25 protein-coding genes and 1 pseudogene are annotated in these 21,679 nt (G+C 54.8%); 15 read left to right on the top strand and 11 right to left on the bottom strand.

The window, feature by feature from the left end; all coding sequences use genetic code 11:
• Window positions 1-1,044 (bottom strand): selenide, water dikinase SelD, encoded by a 1,044-nt coding sequence (gene selD / locus ENTMO_RS0110000; RefSeq protein WP_010430092.1) that lies wholly within the window; start codon window positions 1,042-1,044, stop codon window positions 1-3.
• Window positions 1,045-1,160: 116 nt separating this feature from the next.
• A complete protein-coding gene (locus ENTMO_RS0109995; RefSeq protein WP_010430090.1) occupies window positions 1,161-1,712 on the bottom strand; it encodes an NAD(P)H nitroreductase in 552 nt (183 codons plus the stop codon).
• A 167-nt stretch (window positions 1,713-1,879) separates the two neighbouring features.
• Here ENTMO_RS0109995 and sppA point away from each other — a divergent pair, with 167 nt between their 5' ends.
• From sppA to chiD, 4 genes and pseudogenes are all read left to right on the top strand, one after another.
• Window positions 1,880-3,736, top strand: coding sequence for a signal peptide peptidase SppA (gene sppA / locus ENTMO_RS0109990; RefSeq protein ID WP_010430089.1), 1,857 nt, complete (start codon window positions 1,880-1,882; stop codon window positions 3,734-3,736).
• Between the two features lie 62 nt (window positions 3,737-3,798).
• Entirely contained in the window at window positions 3,799-4,815 is a 1,017-nt protein-coding gene (gene ansA, locus ENTMO_RS0109985; RefSeq protein ID WP_010430087.1) for an asparaginase, read from the top strand.
• A gap of 9 nt (window positions 4,816-4,824) precedes the next feature.
• A pseudogene (gene pncA / locus ENTMO_RS24045) lies at window positions 4,825-5,466 on the top strand (bifunctional nicotinamidase/pyrazinamidase).
• A gap of 219 nt (window positions 5,467-5,685) precedes the next feature.
• Complete coding sequence (chiD, locus tag ENTMO_RS0109975) at window positions 5,686-6,918, top strand: chitinase ChiD (RefSeq protein ID WP_010430081.1); 1,233 nt, start codon at window positions 5,686-5,688, stop codon at window positions 6,916-6,918.
• 59 nt (window positions 6,919-6,977) lie between these two features.
• On the opposite strand, the gene ENTMO_RS0109970 is transcribed toward chiD, so the two are convergent.
• Together ENTMO_RS0109970 and msrB are read right to left on the bottom strand one after the other, a co-directional pair.
• Window positions 6,978-7,256, bottom strand: coding sequence for a YeaC family protein (locus ENTMO_RS0109970; protein ID WP_010430080.1), 279 nt, complete (start codon window positions 7,254-7,256; stop codon window positions 6,978-6,980).
• A 41-nt stretch (window positions 7,257-7,297) separates the two neighbouring features.
• The gene (gene msrB / locus ENTMO_RS0109965) at window positions 7,298-7,711 is read right to left on the bottom strand and encodes a peptide-methionine (R)-S-oxide reductase MsrB (protein WP_010430078.1); all 414 of its coding nucleotides are present in this window, start codon (window positions 7,709-7,711) and stop codon (window positions 7,298-7,300) included.
• A 341-nt stretch (window positions 7,712-8,052) separates the two neighbouring features.
• Between msrB and gapA the strand changes: the two genes are divergently transcribed.
• A complete protein-coding gene (gapA, locus tag ENTMO_RS0109960; RefSeq protein WP_010430074.1) occupies window positions 8,053-9,048 on the top strand; it encodes a glyceraldehyde-3-phosphate dehydrogenase in 996 nt (331 codons plus the stop codon).
• Window positions 9,049-9,121: 73 nt separating this feature from the next.
• Window positions 9,122-10,006: a D-hexose-6-phosphate mutarotase gene (locus tag ENTMO_RS0109955; RefSeq protein WP_010430071.1), complete on the top strand. Its 885-nt coding sequence runs from the start codon at window positions 9,122-9,124 to the stop codon at window positions 10,004-10,006.
• Window positions 10,007-10,090: 84 nt separating this feature from the next.
• On the opposite strand, the gene ENTMO_RS0109950 is transcribed toward ENTMO_RS0109955, so the two are convergent.
• Complete coding sequence (locus ENTMO_RS0109950; RefSeq protein WP_010430068.1) at window positions 10,091-10,837, bottom strand: MipA/OmpV family protein; 747 nt, start codon at window positions 10,835-10,837, stop codon at window positions 10,091-10,093.
• 433 nt (window positions 10,838-11,270) lie between these two features.
• Between ENTMO_RS0109950 and yeaG the strand changes: the two genes are divergently transcribed.
• The 3 genes from yeaG to ENTMO_RS0109935 all read left to right on the top strand — a co-directional run bounded on the left by yeaG (window position 11,271) and on the right by ENTMO_RS0109935 (window position 15,162).
• The gene (gene yeaG, locus ENTMO_RS0109945; protein WP_010430065.1) at window positions 11,271-13,205 is read left to right on the top strand and encodes a protein kinase YeaG; all 1,935 of its coding nucleotides are present in this window, start codon (window positions 11,271-11,273) and stop codon (window positions 13,203-13,205) included.
• A 73-nt stretch (window positions 13,206-13,278) separates the two neighbouring features.
• Window positions 13,279-14,562 carry a YeaH/YhbH family protein gene (locus ENTMO_RS0109940; RefSeq protein WP_010430062.1) on the top strand — a complete coding sequence of 428 codons (1,284 nt, stop codon included), beginning with the start codon at window positions 13,279-13,281 and terminating at the stop codon, window positions 14,560-14,562.
• Between the two features lie 99 nt (window positions 14,563-14,661).
• On the top strand, window positions 14,662-15,162 hold the full coding sequence (locus ENTMO_RS0109935) for a YbaK/prolyl-tRNA synthetase associated domain-containing protein (protein ID WP_010430058.1): 501 nt from the start codon (window positions 14,662-14,664) through the stop codon (window positions 15,160-15,162).
• A 21-nt stretch (window positions 15,163-15,183) separates the two neighbouring features.
• Here the strand turns inward: ENTMO_RS0109935 and yoaI are convergent, their stop codons facing one another.
• Window positions 15,184-15,288 (bottom strand): small membrane protein YoaI, encoded by a 105-nt coding sequence (gene yoaI / locus ENTMO_RS25900; RefSeq protein ID WP_010430055.1) that lies wholly within the window; start codon window positions 15,286-15,288, stop codon window positions 15,184-15,186.
• 145 nt (window positions 15,289-15,433) lie between these two features.
• Here yoaI and ENTMO_RS0109925 point away from each other — a divergent pair, with 145 nt between their 5' ends.
• Window positions 15,434-15,880, top strand: coding sequence for a DUF441 domain-containing protein (locus ENTMO_RS0109925; protein ID WP_010430052.1), 447 nt, complete (start codon window positions 15,434-15,436; stop codon window positions 15,878-15,880).
• On the opposite strand, the gene ENTMO_RS0109920 is transcribed toward ENTMO_RS0109925, so the two are convergent.
• Window positions 15,864-16,655: an AraC family transcriptional regulator gene (locus tag ENTMO_RS0109920; protein ID WP_010430051.1), complete on the bottom strand. Its 792-nt coding sequence runs from the start codon at window positions 16,653-16,655 to the stop codon at window positions 15,864-15,866. The genes ENTMO_RS0109925 and ENTMO_RS0109920 overlap by 17 nt on opposite strands.
• Before the next feature lie 99 nt (window positions 16,656-16,754).
• Between ENTMO_RS0109920 and ENTMO_RS0109915 the strand changes: the two genes are divergently transcribed.
• Window positions 16,755-17,942, top strand: coding sequence for a CynX/NimT family MFS transporter (locus ENTMO_RS0109915; protein ID WP_010430048.1), 1,188 nt, complete (start codon window positions 16,755-16,757; stop codon window positions 17,940-17,942).
• A 33-nt stretch (window positions 17,943-17,975) separates the two neighbouring features.
• Here the strand turns inward: ENTMO_RS0109915 and ENTMO_RS0109910 are convergent, their stop codons facing one another.
• On the bottom strand, window positions 17,976-18,683 hold the full coding sequence (locus tag ENTMO_RS0109910) for a CTP synthase C-terminal region-related (seleno)protein (protein WP_010430044.1): 708 nt from the start codon (window positions 18,681-18,683) through the stop codon (window positions 17,976-17,978).
• Between the two features lie 101 nt (window positions 18,684-18,784).
• Here ENTMO_RS0109910 and ENTMO_RS0109905 point away from each other — a divergent pair, with 101 nt between their 5' ends.
• A complete protein-coding gene (locus tag ENTMO_RS0109905; RefSeq protein ID WP_010430042.1) occupies window positions 18,785-19,129 on the top strand; it encodes a DUF488 domain-containing protein in 345 nt (114 codons plus the stop codon).
• Here ENTMO_RS0109905 and ENTMO_RS0109900 read toward each other — a convergent pair whose 3' ends face one another.
• A complete protein-coding gene (locus ENTMO_RS0109900) occupies window positions 19,130-19,435 on the bottom strand; it encodes a hypothetical protein (RefSeq protein ID WP_010430039.1) in 306 nt (101 codons plus the stop codon). It lies immediately after the preceding gene.
• Window positions 19,436-19,515: 80 nt separating this feature from the next.
• Window positions 19,516-19,770, bottom strand: coding sequence for a putative hemolysin (locus tag ENTMO_RS0109895; protein WP_010430037.1), 255 nt, complete (start codon window positions 19,768-19,770; stop codon window positions 19,516-19,518).
• A 307-nt stretch (window positions 19,771-20,077) separates the two neighbouring features.
• Between ENTMO_RS0109895 and ENTMO_RS0109890 the strand changes: the two genes are divergently transcribed.
• From ENTMO_RS0109890 to yoaJ, 3 genes are read left to right on the top strand one after another with little or no spacing between them, the layout of a single operon-like run.
• Window positions 20,078-21,106, top strand: a complete 1,029-nt coding sequence (locus tag ENTMO_RS0109890) for a sensor domain-containing diguanylate cyclase (RefSeq protein WP_029485043.1) — start codon at window positions 20,078-20,080, stop codon at window positions 21,104-21,106.
• 45 nt (window positions 21,107-21,151) lie between these two features.
• Window positions 21,152-21,250 (top strand): YoaK family small membrane protein, encoded by a 99-nt coding sequence (locus ENTMO_RS25895; protein WP_010430030.1) that lies wholly within the window; start codon window positions 21,152-21,154, stop codon window positions 21,248-21,250.
• Window positions 21,251-21,325, top strand: a complete 75-nt coding sequence (yoaJ, locus tag ENTMO_RS26945; protein ID WP_071985424.1) for a protein YoaJ — start codon at window positions 21,251-21,253, stop codon at window positions 21,323-21,325. It begins immediately after the preceding gene.
• Window positions 21,326-21,379: 54 nt separating this feature from the next.
• Here yoaJ and ENTMO_RS0109880 read toward each other — a convergent pair whose 3' ends face one another.
• The gene (locus ENTMO_RS0109880; RefSeq protein ID WP_010430025.1) at window positions 21,380-21,628 is read right to left on the bottom strand and encodes a GlsB/YeaQ/YmgE family stress response membrane protein; all 249 of its coding nucleotides are present in this window, start codon (window positions 21,626-21,628) and stop codon (window positions 21,380-21,382) included.
• Window positions 21,629-21,679: the final 51 nt, after the last annotated feature.

Here is a 21,679-nt window from a genome sequence, read left to right as displayed (position 1 = left end):
TTAACGGATCTCAATCATCGGTCGGCCGCCGCGCGCGGTCACCAGCTCGCCGATCGCCGTCAGGGTGATGCCAAACTCAGCGGCGGTCGCCTGAACGTCGGCTTCGGATCCCGGCGTAACCGCCAGCAGCAGGCCGCCGGAGGTTTGCGGATCGCACAGCAGGTTGCGCCACGCTTCAGGCATCTCGCCCATCAGGTGACCGTAGCTGGCGAAGTTGCGCTGGGTACCGCCCGGCACCGCGCCCTGAGCAATATACTCTTCCACGCCCGGCAGCTTCGGCACGTCCTGATACCAGACCTGCGCCTGAACGCCAGCGCCCTGGCAGACTTCACTCAGGTGCCCCAGCAGACCAAAACCGGTCACGTCGGTCATCGCCTTCACGCCGTCGATGTTGGCGAAAGCCGCACCCGCGAGGTTCATCTGGCACATCACTTCCGTTGCCAGACCCACGTGCTCGGGCTTCAGCAGGGATTTTTTCTCGGCGGTGGTGAGTACGCCAATGCCCAGCGGCTTGGGGAGGAACAGCTTGCAGCCCGCCTGCGCGGTGCTGTTGCGCTTCACACGCTCGGTCGGTACCACGCCCGTAACGGCCAGGCCGAAGATCGGCTCCGGCGCATCGATAGAGTGACCACCGGCCAGGGCAATCCCCGCCTGCTGACAGGCAAAGCGCCCGCCCTCAATCACATCACGGGCAATCTCAGGTGGAATGGTGTTAATCGGCCAGCCCAGAATGGCAATCGCCATGATCGGCTTACCGCCCATCGCGAAGATATCGCTGATGGCGTTGGGCGCCGCAATGCGCCCGAAATCGAACGGGTTGTCGACAATCGGCATAAAGAAATCAGTGGTGCTGATAATGCTGGTGCCGTTACCTAAGTCATAAACCGCTGCATCGTCACGCGTTTCGTTACCGACAAGCAGGTTCGGGTCGACAAACTTCGCCTGTTCGCTGTGCAGGATGGTCTCCAGCACTTTCGGGGAAATTTTACAACCGCAACCGGCTCCGTGGCTGTATTGCGTTAAACGAATGGTTTGCTCGCTCATGGACGTCTCCTGTCATCTCAATCGCGCTATGGTAGCGCTCATTCCATAAAGAGGTAAGTATGACTGTCTGAATTCTGCGGCGGATGCTCAGAATCCAGACAGTTTAGCGCGGGTTATCAGAAACGGCTGACGAAAGGCGTGGTGTCCGGCACGCTGATGGTGCTGGAGGCTTTAAGCTGCGGGGTGCCAAGATAGAGGAAGCCGACAATTTTATCGTGCTCGCCACAGGCAAAGCCATCACGCACGACCGAACTCTCGGTCAGCGGCCCGGTGCGCCAGATGCCATTGAAGCCCTGCGCGACGGCGGCCATTTGCATCGCCATCACCGCGCAGCCTGCGGACATTTCCTGCTCCCAGACCGGCACCTTATGGTCGGCCTGACATTTCGCCACGACAGCGATGATCATCGGCGCGCGGAAAGGCGCACTGCGGGCTTTATCAATCCCTTTCTCATCCTGACCAGCAGCAACCGCGCCTTTTTCCAGTAACGCACTGAAGCGGTCGCGGCCTTCGGCTTCAATCACAAAGAAGTGCCAGGGCTGGAGCGTGCCATGATCCGGCGCGCGCAGGCCCGCACGCAGAATGTTTTCCAGCTGCTCGCCCGCTGGAGCAGGCTCGGCCAGACGCGACGCGCTACGGCGGTTAACAAGCAGTTCAAGTGCATCCATTGGTTAACTCCTTTCTTGAAATTTACTCACAAAATTAACACGGCGGCAGATTTTGTTACAGCGTGTCAGGCGATTCCTGCTGACAAGTGGCGGTTGGGTCATTACGATAGCCCAACATTACCGTCACGTGGCGACGGAAACAGTCATTTTCTGGTTAGGGAGAATACATGCGAACCCTTTGGCGAATCTTTGCCGGTTTCTTTAAATGGACGTGGCGACTGCTCAACTTCGTCCGCAACCTGGTGATGAACATCTTTTTCATCTTCCTGGTGCTGGTTTGCGTAGGCGTCTGGATGCACATCAGCAACGCCAACCAGGCCCAACATTCGACCCGTGGGGCGCTGTTACTCGACATCACCGGCGTCATCGTTGATAAACCCTCTACCAGCAACCGTCTGGGCGTGATTGGCCGCCAGTTGTTTGGCGCAACATCCGACCGTCTGCAGGAAAACTCCCTGTTCGATATCGTCGATACCATTCGTCAGGCCAAAGACGACCGCAACATCACCGGGATCGTGCTGGATCTGAAAGATTTTGCCGGAGGCGATCAGCCTTCCATGCAGTACATCGGTAAAGCGCTGCGCGAGTTCCGCGACAGCGGCAAACCGGTGATTGCCGTGGGCGACAGCTACAGCCAGGGGCAATATTATCTGGCGAGCTTTGCCAATAAAATCTGGCTCTCGCCGCAGGGTACGGTCGACCTTCATGGTTTTGCCACCAACGGGCTGTATTACAAGTCGCTGCTCGACAAGCTGAAAGTCACCACCCACGTCTTCCGCGTCGGTACCTATAAGTCTGCGGTTGAGCCGTTTATCCGCGACGATATGTCCCCTGCTGCCCGTGAAGCGGACAGCCGCTGGATTGGCGAACTGTGGCAGAACTATCTCGGCACCATTGCCGCCAACCGTCAGATTACCGCTGAACAGGTCTTCCCTGGCGCGCGCGGCATGCTGGACGGGCTGCGTAAGGTTGACGGCGATACCGCGAAATATGCGCTCGACAACAAGCTGGTTGACGCGCTGGGCTCCAGTGCGGATGTCGAAAAAGCGCTGACCAAACAGTTTGGCTGGAGCAAAGAGGATAAAAACTTCAGCGCCATCAGCATGTATGACTACGCAGCAAAAAAACCGGATGAGACCGGCGACAGCGTTGCCGTGGTATTTGCTAACGGCGCTATCATGGACGGACAGGAGACCCCGGGGAACGTTGGCGGGGACACCACCGCATCGCAAATCCGCGATGCGCGCCTTGATCCGAAAGTGAAAGCGATTGTTCTGCGCGTAAACAGCCCTGGCGGCAGCGTGAGTGCTTCAGAGGTGATCCGCGCCGAACTGGCCGCGGCTCGCGCCGCTGGCAAACCGGTGGTGGTATCAATGGGCGGAATGGCCGCATCGGGCGGGTATTGGATCTCGACGCCAGCGAACTACATTGTCGCCAACCCAAGCACATTGACCGGCTCTATCGGCATCTTCGGGGTGATCAACACTGTGGAAAACAGTCTGGACTATCTGGGCGTGCATACCGATGGCGTTTCTACTTCTCCGCTGGCGGATGTGTCGGTGACGAAATCTCTGCCGCCTGAAGTCTCTGAGATGATGCAGCTCAGCATTGAAAACGGGTACAAGCGCTTTATCACGCTGGTTGCCGACTCGCGTAAAAAGACGCCAGACCAGATTGACCAGATTGCGCAGGGCCACGTCTGGACCGGGCAGGACGCGAAGAACAACGGTCTGGTCGACAGTCTGGGTGACTTTGACGACGCCGTTAAGAAAGCGGCCGAACTGGCGAAGCTCAAGCAGTGGCACGTTGAGTATTATCAGGACGAGCCGTCGTTCTTCGATATGGTGATGGACAGCATGTCCGTTTCCGTTCGCGCCATGCTGCCGGAGGCGCTGCAGGCTTACCTGCCTGCGCCTGTTGCCACGGCGGCGAAAGCGATGAAGGCGGAAAGCGATAAGCTCGCGGCCTTTAATGATCCACAAAGTCGTTACGCGTTTTGCCTGACCTGCGCGAACGTCCGTTAAAAACCGTCCCCTCTTCCCACGAAGAGGGGATTTTTTCTTTTGAAGAACAAGAACTCACACCCATGCAGAAGAAATCGATTTATGTAGCCTACACTGGCGGTACCATCGGGATGCAGCGCTCTGAAAACGGCTATATTCCTGTCTCCGGCCACCTGCAGCGTCAGCTTGCACTGATGCCTGAATTCCACCGCCCGGAAATGCCTGACTTTACCATCCACGAATACGAGCCGCTGATGGACTCCTCCGACATGACGCCGGAAGACTGGCAGCACATCGCGGATGATATTAAAGCCCATTACGACCAGTACGACGGCTTTGTGATCCTGCACGGCACCGACACCATGGCGTTTACCGCTTCCGCGCTCTCCTTCATGCTGGAGAATCTGGGCAAGCCGGTTATCGTCACTGGCTCGCAAATCCCGCTGGCGGAGCTGCGCTCGGACGGGCAGATCAACCTGCTTAATTCACTGTACGTTGCGGCGAATTATCCGATTAACGAAGTGTCTCTGTTCTTCAATAACCGTTTGTATCGCGGGAACCGCACTACCAAAGCGCACGCAGACGGCTTTGACGCTTTCGCCTCACCTAACCTGCAGCCGCTGCTGGAAGCGGGTATTCATATCCGTCGTCTGGGCACGCCGCCTGCGCCGAACACCGCCGGTGAGCTGATTGTGCACCCGATTACCCCACAACCGATTGGCGTGGTGACGATTTACCCTGGGATCTCTGCGGACGTGGTACGTAACTTCCTGCGTCAGCCAGTGAAAGCGCTGATTTTGCGCTCTTACGGCGTCGGCAACGCCCCGCAGAACGGCGAATTCCTGAAAGAGCTTCAGGAAGCCAGCGAGCGCGGGATCGTGGTGGTGAACCTGACCCAGTGTATGTCCGGCAAGGTGAACATGGGCGGCTACGCTACCGGCAACGCGCTCGCACATGCCGGAGTCATCAGCGGCTTCGATATGACCGTTGAGGCAACGCTGACTAAACTTCACTATTTACTGAGCCAGGATCTGGACATCCAGTCCATTCGTAGCGCGATGATGCAAAACCTGCGCGGCGAGCTGACCCCGGACGAATAAGGAGGCCACATGAAGCAACGCGCCCTGTTACTGGTCGATTTGCAAAATGATTTCTGCGCGGGCGGCGCGCTGGCCGTCGCGGAAGGTGACAGCACCGTTGATGTGGCGAATACGCTGATTGACTGGTGCAAAGCCCGCGGTGAGGCGGTTGTCGCAAGCCAGGACTGGCACCCGGCGAACCACGGCAGTTTTGCCAGCCAGCACGACGTTGCGCCCTTCACCCAGGGTGAACTCGACGGGCTGGCGCAAACCTTCTGGCCGGATCACTGTGTACAGCAGACGGAAGGCGCGGAGCTGCATCCCCTCCTGAATCATAAGGCCATCGACGCGGTGTTCCATAAAGGGGAAAACCCGACTATCGACAGCTATAGCGCGTTTTTTGATAACGGGCATCGCCAGAAAACGGCGCTGGACGCATGGTTACGTCACCACGAAATCACGGAGTTGATTGTGCTGGGCCTGGCGACGGATTAGTGCGTGAAGTTTACCGTGCTGGACGCGCTCCAGTTGGGGTATACCGTCAGCGTCATCACCGACGGCTGCCGCGGGGTGAACATTAACCCGCAGGACAGCGCCCAGGCGTTTATGGATATGGCCGCCGAAGGCGCAACGCTGTATACGCTGGAAGACTGGCTGGAAACGCAGGCGTAAGCCTTTTTAGCCGGGTGGCGGCGTTGCCTTACCCGGCCGACTTCTCTGGTTTTGTAGGCCGGGTAAGCGCAGCGCCACCCGGCAACCCCCTCTCCATCTCCCATAAAGTGAACTCCCTCGCATCCTCAGCGAAGCGGCAATGCTATTCTCATCAGGTTATTTTTCCGCCACGCTTTTTCTGTGGCGTGGTTTTTTTTGATAAGTCAAAGAGGAACTTGTATGAAACGTTTGCCCTTGCTGGCAGCATTACCCTTGCTTTGCGCGTCAGTTGCCTCCGCCAGTACCCTGATGTCCGTGGGCTACTTTAACGGGGGTGGCGATATCAATACACTGGACGTCCGCCAGATCACTCACCTGAACTACTCGTTTGGTCTTGTTTACAACAGTGAGAAAGACGAAACCAACGCCGCCCTAAAAGATCCGGCAAAGCTGCATCAGATCTGGCTATCGCCAAAAGTCGCCTCCGACCTGGCACTGATCCCAACCCTGCGTAAACAAAACCCGAACCTCAAAGTGCTGCTTTCTGTTGGCGGCTGGGGGGCGCGTGGCTTCTCTGGCGCAGCGGCAACTAAAGAGACGCGCGCGGTGTTCATCCGCTCCGCGCAGGAGATCGTCGGTAAATACGGCCTGGACGGGATCGATCTCGACTGGGAGTATCCGGTCAATGGCGCGTGGGGGCTGGTTGCCAGCACGCCTGCCGACCGGGATAACTTCACCGCCCTGCTGAAAGAGATGCGTGAGGCGTTCGGGCAGGAAAAACTGGTCACCATCGCGGTAGGCGCGAATGCGGAAAGTCCGAAAAGCTGGGTGGATGTCAAAGCCATCGCCCCGCTGCTCGATTATATCAACCTGATGACCTACGACATGGCGTACGGGACGCAGTATTTCAACGCGAACCTTTACGACTCCAGCGCCTGGCCGACGGTTGCCGCGGCCGATAAATACAGCGTCGATTTTGTGGTGAACAATTATCTGGCCGCCGGGCTGAAGCCACAGCAGATGAACCTCGGGATCGGTTTCTATGGCCGCGTGCCGAAACGCGCCGTCGAGCCGGGGATCGACTGGACGAAACCGGATGCGCAAAAAAATCCGGTGACCCAGCCCTACTTCGGACCTCAGGAGATCGGGTTGTTCACGTCACTCGGTTATGACCTGACCAAAGATACCTACGTGAAGTACAACGATATCGTGAAGAAGCTATTGAACGATCCGCAGAAGCGCTTTACCGAGCACTGGGATGACCAGGCGAAGGTGCCATGGCTGTCGGTGAATACTGCCGACGGGAAGGCGCTGTTTGCAATTTCCTATGAGAACCCACGTTCTGTGGCGATCAAAGCGGACTACATCAAAGAGAAAGGTCTGGCAGGGGCGATGTTCTGGGAGTACGGCGCGGACGACAACAATCAGTTAGCGAAGCAGTTGGCGGAGTCGCTCGGGATCCCGCATAAGTAGTAAGACATCAAGCCCTCTCCCCGTGAGAGAGGGTTCGGTGAGGGCATCAACCCGCACCGTTATTGCATTTTCATGGTCGCAATCGGCTTCGGCGTGATGCCGAAGTCTTCTTTCAGCTCGCGCTTGCTTTTCATCACCATCTGGCCTTTGGTATCGATAGTCATGTGCTGCGCGTCAGTGTTGTTGCGCGCCTGCCATAACATCACCAGCTGCAGACTGTTCTCTTTTTGCTCCGGGGTGAGCGCCACACCATCTGGCCATTTTCCCAGTTCAACGGCCGTCACCAGACGCTGATAAACCTCCGGTGTCATACCGCTAATCATGTCATCAATATTCATGATGTCTCCCTTTTAAAGGAATAATTTGCTGAATCGATTTTTCAACCTTTAGTGTGATCGCCATTTTCGTCATCAGTGAAGCTTAACGAGGCTGAATTCACGCAAAAACGCTCACCCGTTGGCTGAGGCCCATCAGGGAAGACATGCCCGAGGTGCGCATCACAGTTTCCGCAACGAATCTCAGTGCGTACCATGCCGTGCGAGGAGTCCGTCAGATAGCGGATCGCGTCATCGCTCACCGGCTCGTAAAAGCTTGGCCAGCCACAGCCTGAATCATATTTTGTTTGCGAATTAAACAGCGGCGCATCGCACACCAGACAGTGGTAGACGCCGTCTCGTTTGTTGTGCAGTAAACGCCCGGTGAATGGCGGTTCCGTTCCGTGGTTCTGCGTCACGTAAAACTGCATTTCTGTGAGGTTTTTTTTCAAATCGTCGGGGTTACGTTGGTTCGACATATGCTTACATCTCGCTGTAGAAACAGACATCTTCTGACCCGAATTCTAACAAAACATTAACACCCTTGCGTGCACTTTTGTTCTAAACTTATGTGTCGCGAAAAGGCGGTCAGGCAATTGTGATCTGTTTCACATTTTTATCCTGCGAGGCCTTTAAAATTCCGGCCGCAGCCCCCATGTGGTTGCTAGCTCAAAGGGAAAGTGAGGCGAGTCAGTCGCACAAACGTTAGTCACAGGATTGATTTGTCGCAATGATTGACACGATTCCGCTTGACGCTGCGTAAGGTTTTTGTAATTTTACAGGCAACCTTTTATTCACTAACAAATAGCTGGTGGAATATATGACTATCAAAGTAGGTATCAACGGTTTTGGCCGTATCGGCCGTATTGTTTTCCGTGCTGCTCAGAAACGTTCTGACATCGAAATCGTTGGTATCAACGATCTCCTGGACGCTGAATACATGGCGTACATGCTGAAGTACGACTCAACTCACGGTCGTTTCGACGGCACCGTTGAAGTGAAAGACGGCCACCTGGTTGTTAACGGTAAAACCATCCGCGTTACTGCTGAGAAAGACCCAGCTAACCTGAAATGGAACGAAATTGGTGTTGACGTTGTAGCTGAAGCTACCGGTATCTTCCTGACCGACGAAACCGCACGTAAACACATCACCGCTGGTGCGAAGAAAGTTGTTCTGACGGGTCCTTCCAAAGACAACACCCCAATGTTCGTTCGTGGTGCTAACTTCGAAAAATACGCTGGCCAGGACATCGTTTCCAACGCATCCTGCACCACCAACTGCCTGGCTCCACTGGCTAAAGTTATCAACGACAACTTCGGTATCGTTGAAGGCCTGATGACCACCGTTCACGCAACTACCGCTACTCAGAAAACTGTTGATGGCCCGTCTCACAAAGACTGGCGCGGCGGCCGTGGCGCAGCTCAGAACATCATCCCATCTTCTACCGGTGCTGCTAAAGCTGTAGGCGTTGTACTGCCAGAGCTGAACGGCAAACTGACGGGTATGGCGTTCCGCGTTCCAACTCCTAACGTGTCCGTTGTTGACCTGACCGTTCGTCTGGAAAAAGCTGCTTCTTATGAAGAAATTAAGAAAGCAATCAAAGCTGCTTCCGAAGGCGCAATGAAAGGCGTTCTGGGCTACACCGAAGACGACGTTGTATCTACCGATTTCAACGGCGAAGTGTGCACTTCCGTGTTCGATGCTAAAGCAGGTATCGCACTGAACGACAACTTCGTTAAACTGGTTTCCTGGTACGACAACGAAACCGGCTACTCTAACAAAGTACTGGACCTGATCGCTCACATCTCCAAATAAGTTGAGATGAGTGTTTGATCCAAAAGGCGACTTCGGTCGCCTTTTTTATTGTTTTAAGACAGAGGATTGCTTAATGATTAATAAAATTTTTGCACTTCCGGTAGTCGAACAACTTACCCCTGTGCTCTCCCGCCGTCAGATCGACGGTGCTGATATTATCGTTGTAGACCATCCGCGCGTAAAAGCATCCGTGGCGCTGAACGGCGCTCACCTGCTCTCCTGGAAACCGGAAGGAGAAGTGGAAGGCTTATGGCTGAGCGATGCGACCTCATTCAAAAAAGGAGCAGCTATCCGTGGCGGCGTGCCGATCTGCTGGCCGTGGTTTGGCCCTTCCGCACAACCGGGTTTGCCGTCTCACGGTTTTGCCCGTAATCAACAGTGGACGCTGAAAGCACACAACGAAGATGATAACGGCGCGGTGCTGACCTTTGAACTGCAGGCAAACGATGAAACTAGCGCCCTGTGGCCGCACGATTTCACCCTTTATGCCCGCTTCAAGCTGGCGAAAACCTGCGAAATTGAGCTGGAAGCCCATGGCGAGTTTGAAACCACGTCAGCCCTGCACACCTATTTCAACGTGGGTGATATTAGCGCGGTAAAAGTGAGCGGTCTTGGTGATACCTTTATCGACAAGGTGGATAACGCGAAGGAAGGCAAGCTGAGCGACGGGGTGCAAACGTTCCCTGACCGTACCGACCGCGTTTACCTGCATCCGGAAGCATGCAGCGTGATCCATGACGGTGCCCTGAATCGCGGTATTGAAGTGGTTCATCGCCATCACAGCGACGTAGTCGGCTGGAACCCAGGCCCGGCGCTTTCTGTCAGCATGGCGGACGTAACGGATGACGGTTATAAAACCTTTGTTTGCGTAGAAACCGCCTGCGTGAGCACGCCGCAAAAAGCAAGCGAAGAAAAGCCCTCTCGTTTAGGACAGACAATTAAGATTGTGAAGCGTTAACACTGTTCTGTTGCACCAAAATAAAACAAACGGGGCGCATAGCGCCCCGTTTTGATGCACAGAATGCACGCTAATGATGCACACTCAGAACTTGTAGGTCACACCCACAGAGAAGAGGCCTGACCAGGATTTGTCGACCATCGGGCTATCTTTGATTTCATCACTCAGGCGGGAGTAACGGCCAGTACCGTAAACGTTCCAGTCACCCAGGAAGTTATAGCTCGCGGTCAGCTCCAGGTACGGATCCCAGCCATCATCCGCGCTGTAGCTTTTCAAACCGCTACGGCGAGATTCAGCTTTAGAGACGCCGTAATAGTAGTCGTTGTAGTTCTCGCTGCTGTACTGCACACCAATGCCCGGCGTCAGCGTCAGCGCGCCGTTGGTGTAGCGATAAAGCCACGCCAGATCCCAGATAAAGCCGTTGCTGTTGTCGAGCGTATCCGCCGCCAGCGCAGTACGCAGGAAGCCGTACTGGGTATTATGTACGTAAGAAAGACCCGCCATCAGCGAGCTTCTGCGCTTGTCCAGTTGGCGAAGCGCGTTGCTGTCGCTGTCGCCTGGCTTGAAGTGCGTCGGGTCGTAATACGCCATGATCGACAGCTTGTCAGCCGTATCGTTCCACAGATAGTAGCCGCCGCCCAGGCCACGGAACCAGAAGTTATCGCCTTCATAGGTGACAACGGGAACGGGATACACGTCGCGGTCATACTGTTTGTACGGGCTGTTAATGACACCCGCGCCCGCGCCAACAGTCCACTGACTTTCTGCCTGTGCGGTGTTCACTGCGGTAGCGGCAAGGATGCCCAATGCCAGAAGTTTGAGTTTGGTCACAATCCATTCTTTCCTGTAGTCAAATAATCAGCGGGTGAAGTGTAACCGCCATTCCCGTTCATCCCAAAATTTTTTGCTGACTAATGAGTCTGATTAACCCGTTATTTTTTACTTTTCAGATGACAGGCTGCTTTCATTTATGTGAACCCTGAATGAAAAACGCGGCTTCGCCTTATTACGCACGTGGGAATTTTTGGATGAGTTATTGATATGTCATTGAAATTAGATTTTCTCAGCATGCAAGTTTTGCAAATGCCATCTACGCTTTAATTTAAGAAGAGATTTTGCTGCACACCCCCGCACTTCTTAGCGTCTGACCTGGCACACAGGTTGCTGCTCTGGCAGTGAGGTGCGAGAAATTCTCTTCCGGGAGCCTCCACTACTCATACGAACGGCTCTTATCCTGTGCTAAAAAACGAAAGGACGGCATGCCATGAATATATTCGATCACTATCGCCAGCGCTACGAAGCTGCCAAGGACGAAGAGTTCACACTGCAGGAGTTTCTTACCATTTGTCGGCAAGATCGCAGTGCCTATGCCAATGCGGCAGAACGGCTATTGATGGCTATTGGTGAGCCTAACATGGTTGATACTGCCCTGGAGCCACGGCTTTCCCGTCTCTTTTCGAATCGGGTCGTCGCCCGATATCCGGCGTTTGAAGAGTTCTATGGCATGGAAGATGCCATCGAGCAGATCGTCTCCTACCTGAAGCATGCTGCTCAGGGTCTGGAAGAGAAGAAGCAGATCCTCTATTTACTGGGTCCTGTGGGTGGCGGTAAATCGTCGCTTGCCGAGCGCCTTAAAGCGCTGATGCAACGCGTGCCGATTTACGTGCTGAGTGCCAACGGGGAACGCAGCCCGGTCAATGACCATCCGCTGTGCCTGTTTAATCCGCAGGAAGATGCGCAGATCCTTGATAAAGAGTTTGGCATCCCGCACCGCTATCTCGGCACGATTATGTCACCGTGGGCGGCAAAACGCCTGCACGAGTTTGGTGGCGATATTACCAAATTCCGCGTCGTCAAAGTCTGGCCGTCAATTCTGGAACAGATTGCCATCGCCAAAACGGAACCCGGCGACGAGAACAACCAGGATATTTCGGCCCTGGTCGGTAAAGTCGATATCCGTAAGCTGGAACATCACGCGCAAAACGACCCGGATGCCTATGGCTACTCCGGCGCCCTGTGCCGTGCAAACCAGGGGATTATGGAGTTCGTCGAGATGTTTAAAGCACCGATTAAAGTGCTGCATCCGCTGCTGACTGCCACCCAGGAAGGGAACTACAACGGGACGGAAGGTATTTCCGCCCTGCCGTTTAACGGCATCATTCTGGCGCACTCCAACGAATCTGAGTGGGTCACCTTCCGTAATAACAAAAACAATGAGGCGTTCCTCGACCGTGTTTACATTGTCAAAGTGCCTTATTGCCTGCGGATCTCGGAAGAGATCAAAATTTACGAGAAACTGCTTAACCACAGTGAGCTGGTGCACGCACCTTGCGCACCGGGAACGCTGGAAACGCTGTCTCGCTTCTCCATTCTGTCGCGCCTGAAAGAGCCAGAAAACTCCAGCATCTACTCGAAAATGCGCGTCTATGATGGTGAAAGCCTGAAGGACACCGACCCGAAAGCGAAGTCCTATCAGGAGTACCGCGATTACGCTGGCGTCGACGAGGGGATGAACGGTCTGTCCACGCGTTTCGCGTTTAAGATCCTCTCCCGTGTCTTTAACTTTGACCATGCGGAAGTGGCGGCCAACCCAGTGCATCTGTTCTACGTCCTGGAGCAGCAAATCGAGCGCGAGCAGTTCCCGCAGGAGCACGCTGAACGCTACCTTGAGTTCCTGAAAGGCTACCTGATCCCGAAATACGCCGAGTTCATTGGCAAAGAGATCCAGACCGCCTACCTGGAATCCTATTCAGAATACGGGCAGAACATTTTCGACCGTTATGTCACCTATGCTGACTTCTGGATCCAGGATCAGGAGTACCGCGACCCGGATACCGGCCAGCTGTTTGACCGTGAATCCCTGAACGCGGAACTGGAAAAAATTGAGAAGCCTGCCGGTATCAGCAACCCGAAAGACTTCCGTAATGAGATTGTCAACTTCGTCCTGCGCGCCAGAGCGCATAACAACGGGCGTAACCCGAACTGGACCAGCTACGAAAAACTGCGCACGGTCATTGAGAAAAAAATGTTCTCCAATACCGAAGAGCTGTTGCCGGTTATCTCGTTTAACGCCAAAACCTCAACCGACGAGCAGAAAAAGCACGACGATTTTGTCGACCGTATGATGGAGAAAGGCTATACCCGCAAACAGGTCCGCCTGCTCTGCGAATGGTACCTGCGCGTGCGCAAATCGTCTTAAAACAAGTGCCCGGTAGCGTTTACGCATACCGGGCCTACAAAATGCAAGTTGGCAAATGCAGTACGGGGGGTATATGACCTGGTTTATTGACCGGCGTCTTAACGGCAAAAACAAGAGCACGGTGAACCGCCAGCGCTTCTTGCGTCGTTATAAAGCGCAAATTAAACAGTCGATCTCCGAGGCCATCAACAAACGCTCGGTGACTGACGTAGACAGCGGCGAGTCTGTCTCCATCCCCACTGATGACATCAGCGAACCGATGTTTCATCAGGGGCGAGGCGGTCTGCGCCATCGCGTCCACCCAGGTAACGATCACTTTGTTCAGAATGACCGAATCGAGCGTCCACAAGGCGGTGGCGGCGGTTCTGGAAGCGGTCAGGGACAAGCCAGCCAGGACGGTGAAGGTCAGGATGAATTTGTCTTCCAGATCTCGAAAGATGAATATCTCGACCTGCTGTTTGAGGATTTGGCGCTGCCTAATCTGAAAAAGAACCAGCACCGCCAGCTTAACGAATACAAAACCCATCGCGCGGGTTATACCGCAAACGGCGTGCCCGCCAATATCAGCGTCGTGCGTTCGCTGCAGAACTCACTGGCGCGACGGACGGCGATGACAGCAGGTAAACGACGTGAACTGCGCGAGCTGGAAACCAGCCTGAAGGTCGTGGAAAACACGGAACCGGCGCAACTGCTGGAAGAGGAGCGCCTGCGCAAAGAGATTGCCGAGCTACGGGCAAAAATCGACCGCGTGCCGTTTATTGATACTTTTGACCTGCGTTACAAGAACTACGAAAAACGTCCAGAGCCATCCAGCCAGGCGGTGATGTTCTGTCTGATGGACGTTTCCGGTTCAATGGACCAGGCCACCAAAGATATGGCGAAGCGTTTTTATATTCTGCTCTACCTGTTCCTGAGCAGAACCTATAAGAACGTGGAGGTGGTCTATATCCGCCACCACACTCAGGCGAAAGAGGTGGATGAACACGAGTTCTTCTACTCACAAGAGACCGGTGGGACCATTGTATCGAGCGCCCTGAAGCTGATGGATGAAGTGGTGAAAGAGCGTTATGACCCGGCGCAGTGGAACATCTATGCCGCGCAGGCGTCGGATGGCGATAACTGGGCAGACGACTCGCCGCTGTGTCATGAAATTCTGGCGAAGAAAATTCTGCCCGTCGTGCGTTACTACAGCTATATCGAAATCACCCGCCGCGCGCACCAGACTCTGTGGCGGGAGTATGAACATTTGCAGTCGATGTTCGATAACTTTGCCATGCAGCATATCCGCGATCAGGATGATATCTATCCGGTATTCCGGGAGCTGTTCCACAAGCAGTCTGCCACCAGCAATGCATAACCCAGCAGCCAGCGAATCCGCTGGCTGTTTTCTTTCGACCCCGTTCATCCCGTGATAATGTAGCAAGCTATAAATGGGTTTATTACCGGGAAAATCGTTATGTCTGAAGATGTTATTGGGACGGCAACTCACCAGCAACTGATTACCTTACTTACCGGGCAGGGCGCGCGGTTTCGGGTGATGGAGCATGAGGCAGTGGGGAAATGTGAAGCGGTAAGTGAAATTCGCGGGACCGATCTGAGACAAGGCGCAAAAGCGCTGGTGTGCAAAGTGAAAGGCAACGGCGTAAAAAAACACGTTCTGGCGATTCTGGCCGCCGACCTGCAGGCCGACCTGAGCAAGCTTGCCAGCCATTTTGGCGGGCTTAAGGCCTCGCTCGCCAGCCCGGCGGAAGTCGATACCCTGACCGCCTGCGTTTTCGGCGCTATCCCGCCCTTTAGCTTCCATCCTGACCTGGCGCTGGTGGCCGACCCGCTGCTGTTCGAGCGCTTCGACGAGATCGCGTTTAACGCTGGCCTGCTGGAGAAATCCGTCATTATGGATACCCAGGATTACCTGCGCATCGCCCGTCCTGAGCTGGTGACCTTCCATAAAGCGTAACCGCTAAGGCTGACGCCCCCGTCAGCCTTTTCTTTCCAGAAACAGTACGGAGGCGACGAGAATCACGGCAATAGCGAAAAACGATGAGGAGATAATCAGCGTTTCAACAAACATGTGATCGTTCATGATGGCGACCCCTTTTGCGATATCTGCCTCCGTTTTAATCCGCGTAAATGACAAGGTTATGACAACAACAAAATCTTTTTAAAACTGTCCTGCATCGCGTTTGCGCGTACAGTAAGCAGGTTAATTATTTTGGCAAGGATTCCCTATGTTTGACCCTACTCTGCTCATTCTCCTGGCACTCGCCGCGCTCGGCTTTGTCAGCCATAACACCACGGTCGCCATCTCGATTCTGGTGCTAATTATTGTGCGCGTGACCCCGCTCAATACCTTTTTCCCGTGGATAGAAAAACAAGGCCTCACCATCGGGATTATCATTTTGACCATTGGCGTGATGGCTCCGATCGCCAGCGGCACGCTTCCCGCCTCGACACTGCTGCATTCGTTCATGAACTGGAAATCGCTGGTGGCGATCGCGGTGGGTGTTTTTGTCTCGTGGCTGGGTGGACGCGGCGTGACGCTGATGAGCAGCCAGCCCTCGCTGGTGGCGGGCCTGCTGGTAGGCACCGTGCTCGGCGTAGCGCTGTTCCGCGGCGTGCCGGTGGGGCCGCTGATTGCCGCCGGGCTGGTTTCGCTGTTTATTGGGAAGTCGTAGTCAGGCTGGCAATATAGCGAGCAGGCGTCTGCCCCAACCCTTTCTTGAACATGGTAATAAAGGCGGTGGTAGAGTCATACCCCAGTGACTGTGCCACCTGCTGCACGGAGTTCCCGCCAATCAACAACTGCAAGGCGACAATCAACTGCAGCTGGTGTCGCCAGCGCCTGAAGCTTAACCCCGTCTCTTTTACGACCAGCCGCGCCAGGTTGCGCTCGCTCATGGCAAAGTGGCTCGCCCATTGCGCCAGCGTTTGCCAGGCGGCAGGCTCTTCTGCCATCTTCTCGCTCATCAGCCGAATTTTAGGATGGGGTGACACGGGCAACTGCAGATGCTCCTGACGCTGGAGCGGTAACTCGTCAAACAGGACATCCACAAGGCGCGAGGTGGCCGCAAGGCGCAGCTCTTCACGCGATTTATCCGCCAGCGACAAAATAAGTTCCCGCACCAGCGGGGAGATTTTCAGGGTGCAACAGCGATCGGGCAAACTGACGGCGCCGGGTTCAATAAATAAGAAACACAGCTGTGCGCCTGGCGTGGCCTTATTGCTGTGCGGCATCTCCCCCGGAACCCATACCGCATACTGCGGCGGCACCATCAGCATGGCGTTTTCCACATCGCAGGTGATCGCGCCCCCCAGCGCCAGAATCAGCTGACCTTTACGGTGATGATGCAGCGAAATATGCTGTTCTTCAGCCACCACGCGGATGCGAAACGCCACCGCAGCGTCGTGCTGGCTATCCGGATCGTAGCCATCCAACCCAAGACCGATCATAAAGTTGTCCGATATTAGCGATAAACTGTCATTTTAGCTTGATTTCAACCAGGCTGAAAATCGGTATTGTGTGCGCTCGCTTGAACGTATGAGAACATAATGACTACAGCTATTCGAACGTCAGGAAAACACGGCGCGCTGCTGATTGCAGGCATCCTGATGATTGCCACCACGCTTCGCGTCACCTTTACCGGGGCGGCGCCGCTGCTTGACACCATCCGTCAGGACTACGGCTTAACCACCGCGCAAACGGGTTTGCTCACCACGCTGCCTCTGCTGGCATTCGCGTTAATCTCTCCCCTCGCCGCAGGTGTCGCCCGCCGTATCGGCATGGAGCGCAGCCTGTTTCTCGCCCTGCTGCTAATTTGCGCCGGAATTGGCGTGCGTTCCCTGCCTTCGGCCTCTCTGCTGTTTATCGGTACGGCGGTCATCGGCTGTGGTATCGCACTGGGCAATGTGCTGTTACCGGGGTTAATCAAGCGCGACTTCCCGGGACAGGTGGCTAAGCTCACCGGGGCGTATTCCCTGACAATGGGGGCGTCTGCTGCGTTAGGCTCTGCGCTGATTGTTCCCCTGGCGCTGGGTGATGCGGGCTGGCACGGCGCGCTGCTGATGCTGATGATCTTCCCGCTGGTCGCCCTGCTGCTGTGGCTGCCGCAGTGGCGTCAGACCCCTGCCGCCACCGTGACCGGCGCAGGTGCGTTGCACAATCGCGCCATCTGGCGCTCTGCCCTTGCCTGGCAGGTGACTCTGTTTCTGGGAATCAACTCGCTGATTTACTACGTGATCATCGGCTGGCTGCCGGCGATATTACTCAGTCACGGCTACAGTGAAACACAGGCAGGTTCGATGCACGGCCTGCTACAGCTGGCCACCGCCGTGCCGGGTCTTGCTATCCCACTGCTCCTCCATCGCCTGAAGGATCAGCGCGGGATCGCCGGCATCGTGGCACTGATGTGCGCGGTGAGCGCGGCGGGGTTCTGGTTTGCGCCTGACATGGCGGTAATATGGACGCTGGTGTTTGGCTTTGGCTCGGGTGCGACCATGATCCTCGGCCTGACCTTCATCGGCCTGCGCGCCAGCTCTGCGCACCAGGCGGCGGCGTTATCCGGTATGGCGCAGTCGATTGGTTATCTGCTGGCCGCCTGCGGGCCACCGCTGATGGGGAAAATTCACGACACAGCCGGGGACTGGCGCATTCCACTGATGGCCTGCGCGCTGGCCGCCGCGGTGATGGCGGTTTGCGGCGTGCTTGCCGGGCGTGACCGGGAGATCACACCCCGCTAATGACAAGGGCAGACCCGATAGTCTGCCCTTGTTTTATCCGCGCGCCGCGCGCAGCATCGCCTGCACCAGCACCACCGGACGCCCTTCAAGCGCTGCACGTTCATGCTGGAATAAGGTGATCACAAAGAACGGATGCGTAACCAGTTCGGCTGCGCGAATGTCGCCCTGCTCGTCCCAGCCCGTCACGCGCATATCACCGCTCTCCAGCTCCTGCGCAAATTCTGGCGACACGCCATAGTTGCAGTGATAACCCTCTACAATTTCCGGCTTTCCATAGGCTTTCGCGATGAGCGTATTGTTGCGCAGTTCAATGGCATCGGTTTTTTCCACCAGCGAGCAGGTCAGCGGCGCAATCACCATCGTCCCTTCGGTATCCGTTTCGGCGTGAGCAGCATCGCTCCAGCCCAGCACATTGCGCGCGTACTCAATCAATGCATGCTGGAATCCACCGCAGGTCCCGAGGAAGGGAATACTGTTTTCACGGGCGTAGCGTGCGGCGATGAAGGCCGCCTCGGTGTTCTTATAGGGACTTGCAGGCACCAGCCAGATGGCATCATAGCCTACCAGGTCTTCCGGACTGGTCAGCTCCGTTGTTGCAAGCCAGTCATAATCGGCGGTGAGATCCAGTACAGCAGCGGCATCGTCAATTGCCAGTGGGATCGCCTGATGCGCAACCACATTAGCGTTATAATCGCCAACAAGGGCAATGCGCAGCGTCGTTTTAACCGGGAGGTGTTCCATGAGGGAGTCCTTATGCCAAAGAATTATCAGATAACATAAGGAACCTCAGACTACCGATCTTCTGCAATTATCACAATACCTTAAATTGGGAGGGATGAAATATGATTCAGTGCAAGCGCCTGTACGATCGGGCCAGTCAGGACGACGGTTATCGGGTTCTGGTGGACAGGTTGTGGCCACGCGGGGTGAAAAAAACAGACCTCGCGTATGATGAATGGTGTAAAACGCTCGCGCCTTCAAATGAATTGCGCAAAGCATTTCATAGCGAAACGATTGATTTCACCGCCTTCAGTAAGGCGTATCGGGAAGAACTGGCTCAGCATAAGGACGAAGGCCAGCGCCTGGCAGCTCTGGCAAACAGGCAGACCTTAACCCTGCTCTATGGCGCTAAAGACGAGGCGCAAAATCATGCCCTGGTTTTGGCTGACTGGCTGCGCCATCTGTAATCAACCGATCGGCAGTTCATCACAGGTCTGCGATGTTTCGTCCGGCGTCAGCGGCAGCAGATGTTCCGGGCGGACAAACGCAAAGCCATGCTGATTATCAAACGCATAGACATCTCCCGTCACCAGCCACAGCGCACGGTCCGCCGTTGCAGGCAGCTGCGTCATCACGCCGTTTACTGGATTAACAAAACGCTGACCTGGCTGGCAAAGACCAAACAGCTCCACTGATTTTCCAACGTTGCGGCGGCCAGCTGGCGTACGCGCGCCAATGATTATCGCCAGGCTACCCGGCTTTAACTGAAACATACTTCTCTCGCGGTCAATATCGCCAGAAACTGGCTAAGAATAATCCTAAAGAGAAGTGTATCGCAGACAGTATCCCGCTGTCACCTGGCAGGTTGCGGATGATCCCGACGATAGAGATCCCACTCATCAATCACTTCACCGCCAGGCAGTTTGCACTCGGTACGCACACCCTGCGGACTTTGCACCGGGATCTGTTCGCCACCTTTCTCCAGGCAGAACACGGAGGCCGGGTTCGCCATCCCTACCGCATGCGGCGGCATAGGGGCGTCAGGTTGAGTAGCTTTTGTTGTGCATGCTGCGAGCGGTAACGCCAGTGCCAGTAACAGATATTTCATCATCGCGATCCTTAAAGCGTCCTGAAAACGTCAGGGTAACGGGTCAGGCGGGTTTTCTCCATGATTTCTCCATCGTTACTGCACTTTTGCCCCTTACAGTGCAGCGTGTTCTCGATATGACCAGAGAACATCATTCCGTAATCAAGATGTCTTTGCCCCGGTCTCTGTACCGGGGCCTTTTTGTCTCCTGAATCGCCCCGGAGAATGTATAAAATTTGTTATATTCATGTTTTACTATGTCGAAATTGGAAAATTTCAGCATAACATGCAGTTGCAGACGTCTTCTGTATGGGAGTCAACCCACGTCATGTCGGATATCATCCTTGCCCGTGTTTCTGAAACACTCGCCACCGAGCAATCCTTAGAAAGTCTTGTACGCCAGCTGCTGGAGATGCTGGAAATTGTGACCGAAATGGAATCCACCTACCTGACAAAGGTGGATATCAACGCACGGTTGCAGCACATTCTTTATGCCCGCAACAGTAAGCAGATGCAGATCCCTGAAGGGCTGAGCGTTCCGTGGGGGGATACCCTGTGCAAGCGTGCGATAGATAGCGATACTCTGTTCAGCAACGACGTGCCGGGTCGCTGGCCTGATTGCGAAGCCGCAAAAGCGCTTGGGATTACAACCTACATGAGTATCCCTATTCACCTGGCTGATGGTTCGATTTACGGGACCCTGTGCGCGACCAGCACGGAGAAGAAGCAGCTTAGCGAGCGCGGTGAACACGTGCTGAAGCTGTTTGCCGGTTTAATTGCACAGTACATTCAGAAAGAGTCCCTGGTGGCCCAGCTTCGCGAAGCCAATGCAGCACTCATCGCCCACTCTTATACCGATGCCCTCACGGGGTTGCCCAACCGTCGGGCGATTTTCGAGAATCTCACCACCCTGTTTTCCTTAGCTAAACACCTTAAACGCAACGCCATTATTGCGTTTATCGATCTGGATGATTTCAAACTGATTAACGATCGCTTCGGGCATGAGACGGGCGATCGATTCCTGATCGAAGTGGGCAAACGACTCACTGACGAACAGACCGAGGACGAGATCGTCGGAAGATTAGGCGGCGATGAGTTTCTGGTAGCCTGTCTGAGTCAAAGCACAGAGGAAGCCGAAAGGACGCAAATTAATCTGCTGAAAACCCGACTTAGCGCCCGCATTGCGGGTGAATACTGGTTCGGTCAGGTTCATATTGTGTATCCGGGTGCGAGTCTGGGTATCGTCGAAGTCGATCCCACCAGCACCGATGCGGACAGCGCGTTACAGGCGGCAGATATGGCGATGTATCAAGACAAAAAAGGAAAAAGCAAAACACGCTTTCTCACGATGGATTAACGCCGTACACTCTACGGCGTTACGTAAAACGATAAAGGTGATGGCATGCGAATAGGGATCCTCTTCCCGGTTGTTATTTTTATAACGGCGGTGATTTTTTTAGCCTGGTTTTTCATTGGCGGTTACGCTGCGCCGGGGGCATAAATGAGAAAAACAACCATCATTATGTTGATCGTGGCAATCGTGGCTGTCGCAGGTTCACAGTTCGGCTGGTGGTAAACCTCCAATGTAAAAAGGCCGCCATCTGGCAGCCTTTTTCAGCAAATAACAGATTTAGCTTTTGATTTTTCTGTAGATAAACAGAACCACCAGGGCGCCAATTACCGCGACGGCAAAGCTGCCAAAATTGAAGCCATCTACTTTGCCAAACCCGAACAGGGTACTGATCCAGCCGCCAACGACTGCACCCACGATCCCCAGTATGACGGTTACGAAGAACCCACCACCATCTTTGCCCGGCATAATCCACTTCGCCAGGATCCCCGCAATCAGCCCAAAGATAATCCAGGATAAAATTCCCATAGCTTTCCTCTCTGTATGGTTTTTGTCATTAAATCAACGACACAGAAAAGG

This window comes from Enterobacter mori LMG 25706 (assembly GCF_000211415.1).
Taxonomy (GTDB): Bacteria; Pseudomonadota; Gammaproteobacteria; order Enterobacterales; family Enterobacteriaceae; genus Enterobacter; species Enterobacter mori.
This window is presented reverse-complemented; position numbering and strand designations above follow the sequence as displayed.

Coding starts and splice junctions, on each gene's coding strand:
- selD (WP_010430092.1), bottom strand. CDS start 1,044: ATGAGCGAGCAAACCATTCGTTTAACGCAATACAGCCACGGAGCCGGT.
- ENTMO_RS0109995 (WP_010430090.1), bottom strand. CDS start 1,712: ATGGATGCACTTGAACTGCTTGTTAACCGCCGTAGCGCGTCGCGTCTG.
- sppA (WP_010430089.1), top strand. CDS start 1,880: ATGCGAACCCTTTGGCGAATCTTTGCCGGTTTCTTTAAATGGACGTGG.
- ansA (WP_010430087.1), top strand. CDS start 3,799: ATGCAGAAGAAATCGATTTATGTAGCCTACACTGGCGGTACCATCGGG.
- chiD (WP_010430081.1), top strand. CDS start 5,686: ATGAAACGTTTGCCCTTGCTGGCAGCATTACCCTTGCTTTGCGCGTCA.
- ENTMO_RS0109970 (WP_010430080.1), bottom strand. CDS start 7,256: ATGAATATTGATGACATGATTAGCGGTATGACACCGGAGGTTTATCAG.
- msrB (WP_010430078.1), bottom strand. CDS start 7,711: ATGTCGAACCAACGTAACCCCGACGATTTGAAAAAAAACCTCACAGAA.
- gapA (WP_010430074.1), top strand. CDS start 8,053: ATGACTATCAAAGTAGGTATCAACGGTTTTGGCCGTATCGGCCGTATT.
- ENTMO_RS0109955 (WP_010430071.1), top strand. CDS start 9,122: ATGATTAATAAAATTTTTGCACTTCCGGTAGTCGAACAACTTACCCCT.
- yeaG (WP_010430065.1), top strand. CDS start 11,271: ATGAATATATTCGATCACTATCGCCAGCGCTACGAAGCTGCCAAGGAC.
- ENTMO_RS0109940 (WP_010430062.1), top strand. CDS start 13,279: ATGACCTGGTTTATTGACCGGCGTCTTAACGGCAAAAACAAGAGCACG.
- ENTMO_RS0109935 (WP_010430058.1), top strand. CDS start 14,662: ATGTCTGAAGATGTTATTGGGACGGCAACTCACCAGCAACTGATTACC.
- yoaI (WP_010430055.1), bottom strand. CDS start 15,288: ATGAACGATCACATGTTTGTTGAAACGCTGATTATCTCCTCATCGTTT.
- ENTMO_RS0109925 (WP_010430052.1), top strand. CDS start 15,434: ATGTTTGACCCTACTCTGCTCATTCTCCTGGCACTCGCCGCGCTCGGC.
- ENTMO_RS0109920 (WP_010430051.1), bottom strand. CDS start 16,655: ATGATCGGTCTTGGGTTGGATGGCTACGATCCGGATAGCCAGCACGAC.
- ENTMO_RS0109915 (WP_010430048.1), top strand. CDS start 16,755: ATGACTACAGCTATTCGAACGTCAGGAAAACACGGCGCGCTGCTGATT.
- ENTMO_RS0109910 (WP_010430044.1), bottom strand. CDS start 18,683: ATGGAACACCTCCCGGTTAAAACGACGCTGCGCATTGCCCTTGTTGGC.
- ENTMO_RS0109905 (WP_010430042.1), top strand. CDS start 18,785: ATGATTCAGTGCAAGCGCCTGTACGATCGGGCCAGTCAGGACGACGGT.
- ENTMO_RS0109900 (WP_010430039.1), bottom strand. CDS start 19,435: ATGTTTCAGTTAAAGCCGGGTAGCCTGGCGATAATCATTGGCGCGCGT.
- ENTMO_RS0109895 (WP_010430037.1), bottom strand. CDS start 19,770: ATGAAATATCTGTTACTGGCACTGGCGTTACCGCTCGCAGCATGCACA.
- ENTMO_RS0109890 (WP_029485043.1), top strand. CDS start 20,078: ATGTCGGATATCATCCTTGCCCGTGTTTCTGAAACACTCGCCACCGAG.
- ENTMO_RS25895 (WP_010430030.1), top strand. CDS start 21,152: ATGCGAATAGGGATCCTCTTCCCGGTTGTTATTTTTATAACGGCGGTG.
- ENTMO_RS0109880 (WP_010430025.1), bottom strand. CDS start 21,628: ATGGGAATTTTATCCTGGATTATCTTTGGGCTGATTGCGGGGATCCTG.